12 protein-coding genes are annotated in these 10,563 nt (G+C 31.3%); 8 read left to right on the top strand and 4 right to left on the bottom strand.

What is annotated here, in order from left to right; genetic code table 11:
- Positions 1–555: 555 nt before the first annotated feature.
- The 3 genes from BR82_RS0113410 to BR82_RS0113400 are packed head-to-tail and all read right to left on the bottom strand — an operon-like array spanning position 556 to position 3,992.
- Positions 556–1,590, bottom strand: coding sequence for an aspartate-semialdehyde dehydrogenase (locus BR82_RS0113410; protein WP_027090602.1), 1,035 nt, complete (start codon positions 1,588–1,590; stop codon positions 556–558).
- A 1-nt stretch (position 1,591) separates the two neighbouring features.
- The gene (locus BR82_RS0113405) at positions 1,592–2,836 is read right to left on the bottom strand and encodes an aspartate kinase (RefSeq protein ID WP_027090601.1); all 1,245 of its coding nucleotides are present in this window, start codon (positions 2,834–2,836) and stop codon (positions 1,592–1,594) included.
- Between the two features lies 1 nt (position 2,837).
- The gene (locus tag BR82_RS0113400; protein WP_027090600.1) at positions 2,838–3,992 is read right to left on the bottom strand and encodes a homoserine dehydrogenase; all 1,155 of its coding nucleotides are present in this window, start codon (positions 3,990–3,992) and stop codon (positions 2,838–2,840) included.
- Between the two features lie 326 nt (positions 3,993–4,318).
- On the opposite strand from BR82_RS0113400, the gene thrC reads away from it, so the two are divergent.
- The gene (thrC, locus tag BR82_RS0113395) at positions 4,319–5,803 is read left to right on the top strand and encodes a threonine synthase (protein WP_027090599.1); all 1,485 of its coding nucleotides are present in this window, start codon (positions 4,319–4,321) and stop codon (positions 5,801–5,803) included.
- A 9-nt stretch (positions 5,804–5,812) separates the two neighbouring features.
- Positions 5,813–6,706, top strand: coding sequence for a homoserine kinase (gene thrB, locus BR82_RS0113390; RefSeq protein WP_027090598.1), 894 nt, complete (start codon positions 5,813–5,815; stop codon positions 6,704–6,706).
- Between the two features lie 223 nt (positions 6,707–6,929).
- Here the strand turns inward: thrB and BR82_RS0113385 are convergent, their stop codons facing one another.
- On the bottom strand, positions 6,930–7,175 hold the full coding sequence (locus tag BR82_RS0113385) for a helix-turn-helix domain-containing protein (RefSeq protein ID WP_034865127.1): 246 nt from the start codon (positions 7,173–7,175) through the stop codon (positions 6,930–6,932).
- Between the two features lie 133 nt (positions 7,176–7,308).
- Here BR82_RS0113385 and BR82_RS0113380 point away from each other — a divergent pair, with 133 nt between their 5' ends.
- The 6 genes from BR82_RS0113380 to BR82_RS15955 all read left to right on the top strand — a co-directional run.
- Entirely contained in the window at positions 7,309–7,995 is a 687-nt protein-coding gene (locus tag BR82_RS0113380; protein WP_027090596.1) for a tRNA threonylcarbamoyladenosine dehydratase, read from the top strand.
- Positions 7,995–8,237, top strand: a complete 243-nt coding sequence (locus BR82_RS0113375) for a hypothetical protein (protein WP_027090595.1) — start codon at positions 7,995–7,997, stop codon at positions 8,235–8,237. The genes BR82_RS0113380 and BR82_RS0113375 overlap by 1 nt, the downstream gene beginning before the upstream one ends.
- Entirely contained in the window at positions 8,237–8,980 is a 744-nt protein-coding gene (locus BR82_RS0113370) for an alpha/beta hydrolase (protein WP_027090594.1), read from the top strand. Before BR82_RS0113375 ends, BR82_RS0113370 begins: the two co-directional genes overlap by 1 nt.
- 181 nt (positions 8,981–9,161) lie before the next feature.
- A complete protein-coding gene (rplM, locus tag BR82_RS0113365; RefSeq protein WP_024721009.1) occupies positions 9,162–9,599 on the top strand; it encodes a 50S ribosomal protein L13 in 438 nt (145 codons plus the stop codon).
- Positions 9,600–9,616: 17 nt separating this feature from the next.
- Entirely contained in the window at positions 9,617–10,009 is a 393-nt protein-coding gene (gene rpsI, locus BR82_RS0113360; protein WP_024721010.1) for a 30S ribosomal protein S9, read from the top strand.
- Between the two features lie 340 nt (positions 10,010–10,349).
- On the top strand, positions 10,350–10,563 hold a 214-nt coding region (locus BR82_RS15955; RefSeq protein WP_034865126.1), incomplete at its 3' end, for a hypothetical protein.

Raw genomic sequence — 10,563 nt, 5'->3', positions numbered from 1 at the left:
TCACAAAAATTCTATATTCCCTTTATTGGATTCATCCTAATCAACTCCACAATAGAATACCTCTTCATTTGGGGAGGGGGCCACTATGCCTATTTTACCACTAAACAACTTAAGAATAACAGTATTTATTTAAAATATTTTGATTATTGATACCAAAACAGTCATTCTTGGAGAAAAAAGCCATCATAAGAATTACATACGTTTTAGTACAATGAAACTTAATTCAAATTTTTATTATGGATTACTTACTATTCAGTATTTTGGATATAATTAGAAATCCTTTTTTTGTTTCCAAAAAAATTTGTTTAAGTTTATAACTTATTATAGCATTAAAATAGTGGATTGTTATATTATTTGATTAAACGGTCAATATTAAGATTGAACGGTAATATTTATATGAAAAATAGAAATATTAGACTAAAAAAGCCGTAGAAGAACTACGGCAGATAACAGAAAGCACCCGCTAAGGTGCTGTTTTTGACATGATTGAGAATTATATCAAAAACATGTCGGTTATATATGAGAAAATATTTAGATTAATACTAAAATATTAAATTACAGTAACCCCATCTCAATCATTTTTAAACCAATATCTACAGAGTTATAAGCAGCACCCTTCATTAATTGATCAGCAACTACCCATAAACTTAAGGCATTTGGATTATCTAAATCCTTACGAACTCTTCCTACGTGAACTAATTGGTCACCAACAAATAAATTTGCCATTGGGTAAACTTGGTTTTCAATATCATCATATAATTCTACACCAGTAGAATTACTTAGTAATTCAAATACTTTGTCAATATCAATTGGTTTCTTTGTTTCAATATATATTGATTCAGAATGTCCACGAAGAACAGGAACGCGAACACATGTAGCATTAACTTTAATATCTTTATTAAAGATTTTTTTAGTTTCATTAACCATTTTCATCTCTTCTTTAGAAAAATGATTATCTAAATCAAATTTATCTACTTGAGGAATACAGTTAAAAGCGATTGGGAAATGTTTTTTATCTCCAGCACAAGGTAATGTTTTTGCTACAGGTTCTTTACCATCTAAAACTTCTTGAGATTGACGGTATAATTCCTCCATTCCCGCAACACCAGCTCCAGATACAGCCTGATAAGTTGAAACAATAATTCTTTCAATATCAAAATATTCATTTAAACGATTTAAGGCACTTACCATTTGAATTGTAGTACAGTTAGGATTAGCAATGATTCCTTTATGATTTCTCAAAGCTTCACCATTGACTTCTGGTACAACTAAAGGTACATCAGGATCCATTCTAAAATGGCTAGTATTATCGATATTGATACATCCAGCATTTACTGCATATGGCATATATTTTTCAGAAATACTGCCACCAGCAGACCAAAATGCTACTTCAACATTTTCAAAACTGTTTTCAGTTAATTCTTCAACTGTAAATTTATGATTTTCAAATTCAATAACTTTTCCAGCACTTCGAGATGAAGCTAATAATTTAATACTTTCAAATGGAAAATTGAATTGAAAAATACATCTTAACATTTCTCTTCCCACAGCTCCAGTAGCTCCTACGATTGCAACTTTATATTTTTTCATTTTATATTTTACCCTTCTTTCCTAAAAATGCTTCATGTAATAATATTTGTGCTCTTTTTACATCATCACGATCTATATAACAAGAAATATTAATTTCTGAACAAGATGTCATTTCAACATTAATACCATTATTGTTCAAAGTATTGTATGCTTTTTGGAACATACCACGGTTATTTTTTATTCCTACACCAATTACAGATACTTTACCGATATTACCACGAACGATAATTCGATTGGCGTTTAATTGAGGTTTTAAATCATTAATAATATCAACAACGGCAGGAACGTCAACATCACTGATTATTAGTGAAATATCCATTTTACCTCCACCGACTAGTGCCTGGTTGAAAACATTAACATTTACACCAGCATCAGCAATTTTTTCAAAAAGACTTCCAGCACTATTATTTGTTGCATCTACTTTTACTAAAGTGATACGGGCTTCGTTTTGCGAACCCGTGATTCCAGAAATAATTAACTGATTTAAATTTTCTTTCATAATACGGTCATCTCCTATTACATATGTTCCTTTAGTATCTTCAAATGAAGAACGTGCGTGTATTGCAATATTGTGACTAGCAGCTAGTTGAACACAGCGATGGTTCAAAACTTTAGCACCATTTTTAGCTAGTTCCAGCATTTCAGCATAACTGATACATTCCAATTTTATAGCTCCAGGCACTAATCTTGGATCAGCGGTATATATACCATTTACATCACTGTAGATTTCTACTTCTCGTGCATCAATAGCGACACCAATAGCTACTGCAGATAAATCACTTCCACCACGACCTAAAGTTGTAATTTTACCATGTACAGAATGCCCCTGAAAACCTGGACAAAAAACAATATCGACATATTTTAGTTTTTCAAGAATATCTTTTCCTTCTACTTTATTAATAGTGGCATTTTTAAATGTTGAATCAGTCACGATTCCTAATTCATCATTAGTAATCGTAGCAACTCGATATCCTAAAGATGCTAATTCACTTTTACATACTAAAGTAGATATTGTTTCTCCAATACTGGTTAAGCGATCAATTTCTTCGTCTGTCAATTGTTTTGTATTAACAATCGATAACAAAGTATCAGTAGCATAGGGATCATCATAACGTCCCATAGCTGAAACTACGGCAACAACTTTATTACCATTATTAATTTCACGAATGATATTGTTGTACATTATTGAACGTGATTCTCTTGAACGAGTAGAAGTTCCACCAAATTTCTGGACAATTATGTTCATTTTATCCCCTCACTTTAAAAATTGTGTATTCTTCATCGTTTAAGACGGTTGTTAAATCGGCTAACTCAATTTCATGAGTTATATAAATATGATCATGTTTTTCTGTAAAATACATCTCATAATCGACATCTAATGGTTTATTTGCGCGAAGATAATATTTAGATTTAGTAATAGGATAGACATTAGGACAATCTTCATAATCATGATCCCATCTTTCTGCCTGGGTAGTTTTGATAATATCACTAACTACTGCTGAAGCAGTAACATATCTACCAGCACCTTTACCATAATAAATTACATTTTCAACATAATCGTTATCGATCTCTATTACATTATATGCATCCATAACATTTGCGACTAGTTCTTTTTTACTAATCAATGTCGCGGCTACATCAATCCCAATACCATCATTGACTTCTTTTGCTTGAGCAATCATTTTAAAACGATATCCTAATTTTTTTGCATAATCCATATCTGTTTTTGTAACATCACGAATACCAGTAGCAGAAATTTTGTCAAAATCAATAAATTTTTTAAACCCATTTTGAGCCAAAATACAAATTTTATGTGCAGCATCGATTCCATCTAAATCTAAAGCCGGATTTGCTTCGACATAACCCAAACCATCTGCGATAGTTAAGGCTTCATCAAAATCTAAATTTTCATTTTCCATTAAAGTTAAGATAAAATTTGTCGTTCCATTTAAAATACCAATAATTTCTTTAGTATTGTTAGCTACTAAACTTTCTTTTTGGCTAACTAATACAGGAATTCCGCCTCCAACACTGGCTTCATAAAAAATATGAACATTATTTTCTTTAGCAGCTACAAAGATTTCTTTACCATAATGGGCAAGTAATGCTTTGTTAGCTGTAACAACGTGCTTACCATTTTTAATGGCATTTAAAATAATTGTTTTAGCTATTGTCGTTCCACCAATTAATTCTACTACAACATCTACTTCATTGTCATTAATAATATCGTTATAATCTTTCGTATAGATTATTCCCTCTGGCAATTCAACTTCTTCTAATCCACAACCATATTTGATGCTAACTTCTTCATTGATAGTTTTTGATAAACGTTCTTTTTCATTAGTAAGAATTTCGACGACCCCGTAACCAACAGTTCCTAACCCGATAATACCGATTTTCATCCTATACCCCCTTATTTATAATAAAAATGGACCTTGTATAAAGGCCCTACATCATTATTAAATAGTAGAACCACAATTTTCAACAGGCATGATAATGGAACTAATTATAGTCATAATTGTTGAATTCTTGCCTATTGATAACATATTGCGATCCTCCATTTTTCTAATTTATGACATATTAACACGATTGTATACAATAAGTCAATGATAATCAATAATAATTGAAATAATCAAAATAATTTTATCGAATTATGTTATAATAACAATATATTGACTTCTTTAAATAAATTGTATACAATAATTTAAATCAAACAGGGGGTTAAATAATGGAAAAGAAATATGTAAGTACGCGAAATCTTCAAAAAGAAATTAATTTTTATCAGGCTATCGTTCAGGGGATCGGTGAAGATGGTGGTTTATTAGTACCTAATTTTGATTTTACTAAAATGGATTTAGAAGCATTGTCTAATTTGAATTATGTAGATCTAGCTACAGAAGTATTAAGTACTTTTGTACCAGAAGATGGAAAAGAGTTGATTCATGAAGCATGCTTAAATGCATATGGGAAAGGACTATTTCCTGAAATTGTCGTGCCAGTAAAAAAAGCTGGTGATGTTTATGTGGCTGAATTATTTCATGGTCAAACAGCAGCATTTAAGGATATGGCACTGTCATTATTGCCTTATTTAATGACTTTATCTTTAAAACAGTTAAATGAACAGCGTGAAGTAATGATTTTAGCAGCAACTAGTGGTGATACAGGGAAAGCTGCGTTAGAAGGTTTTAAAGATGTTGCTGGAACTTGTATTAAGGTTTTTTATCCATTAGATGGAGTATCTGCAATTCAACAGCAGCAGATGGTAAGTCAAACTGGTAAAAACGTTAAGGTTATTGGAATTCATGGAAACTTTGATGATGCACAAACAGCTGTGAAAAAAGCATTTGCATCTGATGAATTAAAAGTTGAAAGTGATAAACATAATGTCTTTTTATCATCAGCGAATTCAATCAATGTGGGACGTTTGATTCCACAAATCGTTTATTATTTCCATAGTTATTTTGAATTAGTGAGAAATGATGAAATTAATTTAGGAGATCAGGTTAATTTCTGTGTTCCTAGTGGTAATTTTGGTAACTGTTTAGCAGGATATTTCGCAAAACAAATGGGATTACCAATTAATAAATTTATTTGTGCATCAAATAAAAATAATATTTTGACAGATTTCTTTACTACAGGTCGTTATGATGCTAATCGAGAGTTTTATAAAACTAATGCACCAGCAATGGATATTTTAGTATCTAGTAATCTTGAAAGACTAGTTTGGTTTATGTCTGATGGCGATGGGGATAAAGTGCGTAGTTATATGGATAAATTAAATAGTGAAGGTGTTTATGAAGTAGATGAAGAGACTTATGAAAAAATTAAAAAGCAATTTAAAGCAGGATATTTAAATGAAGATGAAGTTTTACAAACAATAAAACAATGCTTTAATGAAACAGGTTATTTATTAGATACCCATACAGCAATCGGTTATGGAGTCTTAAAGCAGTATCAAAAAGATAGTGGTGATGATATGAAGACGATATTATTATCAACTGCATCTCCTTATAAATTCCCTGAATCTGTATACAAAGCAATTTATGATGAAGAACTTGATGTTTATAGTGCTATTGAAAAGTTAAATGAAAGAACAGCTGTCCCAGTTCCTAGAGCATTAGCAGGCATTAAAGATCGAGCTGTTTTACATAAAGAAGCAATCGATAAAACTGAAATTATTAGCTTTATTAAATCAGAAATTGAAGCAATGTAGGAGGTTATCATGAAAGTAAAAGTAAAAGTACCCGCAACAAGTGCAAATTTAGGCCCAGGATTTGATGTGGCTGGTTTAGCACTGACTTTATACAATACCTTTATCTTTGAATTAAGTGATAGTGGTTTAAATATTACAGGCTGTCCAGAGCAATTTTGTAATGAAGATAATATGACTTATCAGGCTTTCAAAAGAGCTGCTGAAGTTTGTGGTTTAAAATACCAAGGGATAAATATCGAATGTAGTGGAGATGTTCCTTATACTCGTGGACTAGGAAGTAGTTCGACATGTATTGTAGCAGGAATCGTTGGAGCTTTTGCTTTTAAAGATAAGGCTGATGATCGTCAAGAGATTTTAGAGCTGGCAACAGCGATTGAAGGTCATCCTGATAATGTGGCACCAGCCATTTTTGGGGGATTAACAGTGTCAGTGATGGAAGAAGACAATGTTTTAACACTAAATATTCCTGTTAAACATGATTATCGTTTTGTTGCTTTAATTCCACCATTTACATTATCGACTGAACAATCACGTTCGGTTTTACCGCAGGTTTTACCACGGAAAGATGCAATTAAAAATGTATCACATCTAGCATTGATGGTTGCTTCATTGATCAACGGTTATGATGAAGGGCTTAAACTAGGTTTTAAAGATCGTTTGCACCAGCCATATCGTGGTGATTTAATTAAAGGTTTTAATGATATTATGGCGGTCTTAGAAAAAGATGAGAAAGTTTTAGGTGCTTATTTGTCAGGAGCGGGACCAACTATCATGGCTGTTATTCGCGGTGAAGATAAAATGGGCGTTGTAAGAATAAAGAAAGAACTTGGTGATTTGGTTAAAGATTGGCAAGTTGTCAAGCTTGAATTGGATAATCGTGGATATACTGCAGATTATGAATAAGAAAGAGTTATAAAGAGAATTTTGGATTTAGCTTTTTACTTGATAAAGGGTAATTAAAAATAAGGAAGAATTGAAATTACAGAATTTATCTATGATTTTAACTCTTCCTTTTATATTTTTATCCTAAAGTAAGAAAGAACCGATTTTTGTAACTCTTTTTTTTTATAATAAAAAGTAATAATCATTTTAGATGATTATTACAAGATGGTTTATTTTATATAATTTATCGATGTTTAGAGCGATTTTCTTTTTTTGTATAGTCAGTTTTATCATCAGTTCTACCTAATAAATAATCGACTGTGGTTTCATGGAAGGTAGCGATCTTATCCAAGATTTCAGGAGCAATAGTTCTTTCACCACGTTCATAACGCGAATATGATTTTTGAGATACATTAAGATAATTAGCTAGTTCTTTTTGAGTTAAATCTTTATCTTCACGAAGATCACGAATTCTTTTGTAAATAACCATAGCTATCACCAAATTAATTATAAATGCGGTCAAATTTCTTTGGTTATAATTGCCTAAAATGGACTAAAGAAAAAGTTGTACCTTTATCTTTATAAATAAAATCGTTTGGTTTATAATAAGTGCGAGGTGAATTATGGAACAGTTTGCAAGAATTGTAAAAATGACCAATCAAGAATGGCTTGAAAACCTCCAGACTAAAAAAGTGGCAGTTTTTGGATTAGGTGGGGTTGGCAGTTATGTAGTTGAGGCTTTGGTTAGAAATGGAATTGGTGAAATAGTTTTAGTTGATCATGATAAAATCGATATTACTAATCTTAATAGACAGATTTATGCTTTACATTCAACGCTTGGTATGAATAAAGTAGATGTAGCTAAGGCGAGATGTTTAGATATCAATCCTAATTTAAAAATAACTACATATCAGCAGTTTTATCTTCCTGATCAAGGGATGGAAGAGATTTTTTCTGATTGTGATTTTGTTGTTGATGCTGTTGATACTGTAAAGGCTAAAATAGCATTAATTGAAAATTGTCACAAACTAAAAATTCGTATTATTTCCTCTATGGGAACAGGTAATAAGTTGAAACCAGAATGTTTTGAAATAACTGATATTTTTAAAACTAGTGTATGCCCTTTGGCCAGAGTAATGCGAAGAGAATTGAAAATTCGTGGAATAAAAAAATGTCCTGTATTATATTCAAAAGAACAGCCACAAAAAGTAGCTGATGCAACTCCAGGAAGTGTAAGTTTTGTTCCTAGTGTCGCCGGTTTAATGATAGCTGGCTATGTTATTAAAGAGCTTGTAAAGGAGAATAAGTAATGGAAGGTATTACAGAAATTGATAAAACAGAATATATAGATGATTGTTTGAAAATTGTTAAAGAAATGGTAATAAATGAAGATTTTACAGATGAAATATGGCTTTTATTAACTAGTGAGATCATGGATACTTGTTTGTTTATTGGTGGAGATTTTGGTGAGGAAAATATACGTAATATTACAAATCAATATATTAATAACGATGGTATTAAACGCTTTAAAAAAGCGCATAAGGTGTTATAATGCAACATTATTGTGAAATACCAACACCAAAAGGTACAATGAGAGGTTTTTTTCATAAACCAAATAAAGATAAGCATCCAGTTTGTTTGATTTTTCATGGTTTTACTGGCCAAAAGACCGGTACTAAATTTAGCTATGTACAATTAGCAAGAATGTTAGAGTCTAAGGGGATTGCAACCTTTAGATTTGATTTTTTAGGTAGTGGTGAAAGTGATTTAAACTTTAAAGATATGACTTTTAAAGATGAATTAGCATGTGCAAGAATAATTTTAGAAGAAGCTTTGAAGATGGAAAATTGTACTGAAATATATGTCTTAGGACACTCAATGGGAGGAGCTGTAGCTAGTGAATTAGCTAAACTTTATCCAGAAGAGATAAGTAAATTAGTATTATGGGCACCAGCGTTTAATTTACCGTCAGCTTTAGATTATTTAACGGGTAAAGTTGAAGCAAATCAAGATGGGTTATATGATCATGGTGGATTCGAAATTTCTCAAGAGTTTGTTGATGATATGTTAGCTCGTGATTTTTATGATGGTTTAGATATTTATAAAAACGATTTACTAATTATTCATGGTACAGAAGATACGACTGTTCCGTTTGATATTTCTAAACTATATGTACCTAAGTTTATAAAATCAGCTAAATTTATCCCAATTAAAGGAGCAAATCATAATTATGATAGTGTTGAACATATAAAGAAAGTATTAAAATTATCGCTTGATTTTTTGGTTGGACAATAAAATAATGTTATCTATGTAGATGTAATTGAATTATGTTGTTTTATTGTTTAAAGAGGCGAATTTTATCTAATATAGGTAATTTATTTATGGAAAAGGGATTGACATTATGCGATGAAGTACTTATAATGAGAATGTTCTTATGAACTCTAAGTCCCCGGTAAGGATAAAGGAGAAAAAATAAATGAGACAAACAACTATGGCTAATGCAGCCACAATCGAAAGAAAATGGTATGTAGTTGATGCAACTGACTTAACTTTAGGTCGTTTAGCATCAGAAGTAGCATCAGTATTAAGAGGTAAAAATAAACCAACTTATACACCACATGTGGATACTGGTGATTATGTAATTATTATTAACGCTGATAAAGTAGTAATGACTGGTAAAAAATTAGATAAAGTAAATTACTATCGTCATTCAGGTTGGCTAGGTGGTTTAAAAGTAAAAACTGCTCGTCAATTTAAAGAACAAAATCCAACTGGTTGGGTTGAAGCAGCGGTAAAGGGTATGTTACCACATAATACATTAGGTAGAAAACAAGGAATGAAATTATTTGTTTATGCAGGTAATGAGCATCCACATGCAGCACAAAAACCTGAAGAATTGAAAATTAAAGGGTAAGGAGGAAAAACAGAAAAATGGCAAATGTACAATATAGAGGAACAGGACGTAGAAAATCTTCTGTGGCTCGCGTTATTTTAACACCAGGTACTGGAAATATTGTAATCAATGATAAACCAGCTAAAGAATACTTACCATCAGATGTTTTATTGATGATTGTTAATCAACCATTAGAGTTAACTAATACAACTTCTCAATTTGATATTAGTGTTAATGTATATGGTGGAGGATATTCAGGACAAGCTGGAGCTATTCGTCACGGTATTTCTAGAGCGTTATTGCAAGCTGGTGATGATTATAGACCAACTTTAAAAGCTGCTGGATTCCTTACTCGTGATGCACGTGTTAAAGAACGTAAAAAATACGGTCTTAAAAAAGCTCGTCGTGCTCCACAATTTTCAAAACGTTAATTTACACAAAGAATTTCACGGTTTTGGACAACTCAAAACTATGCAAAGCCCCATTTTATGGGGCTTTTGTAGTATTCAGGTTTTTTAGAATTTCGAAAATTTTTATGAGTAAGATACACGTAAGAAGCTAGTAATATGCAAAATTAACCAACACAATTCTTAAATAAGAAGCAAAATGATATTGCATAAAATAATGATGAATGGATATATTAAGAAATGCAGCAACGGCGAGTAAATTTTTTTCTAGCTAAAAAGTATGATAAAATATAGATGACAGGGAGAGTATGGAATCATGCTCTCTTTATTTTTTCTAATAAAATCAAAAAAAGGGTGAAAGACTATGAAAAAGACAAGAAAAGAAAAAAGAATTTCAGAAAGCAGTTTTGGAAGTTTTAAAGAACTTATCAAAATCATCAGACATTATTTTCCTGATTTCAATAAGCAGTTATCACTGATTGATGATCCAAGACATCAAAGTTATATCACCTATAAGCAGGAAGAAATACTATTTACGAGAATCATAAGCTACTGTTGTCAGTTGAAAAGCATGAAGG

Source organism: Thomasclavelia saccharogumia DSM 17460 (genome assembly GCF_000686665.1).
Classification (GTDB): Bacteria; Bacillota_I; Bacilli_A; order Erysipelotrichales; family Coprobacillaceae; genus Thomasclavelia; species Thomasclavelia saccharogumia.
This window is presented reverse-complemented; position numbering and strand designations above follow the sequence as displayed.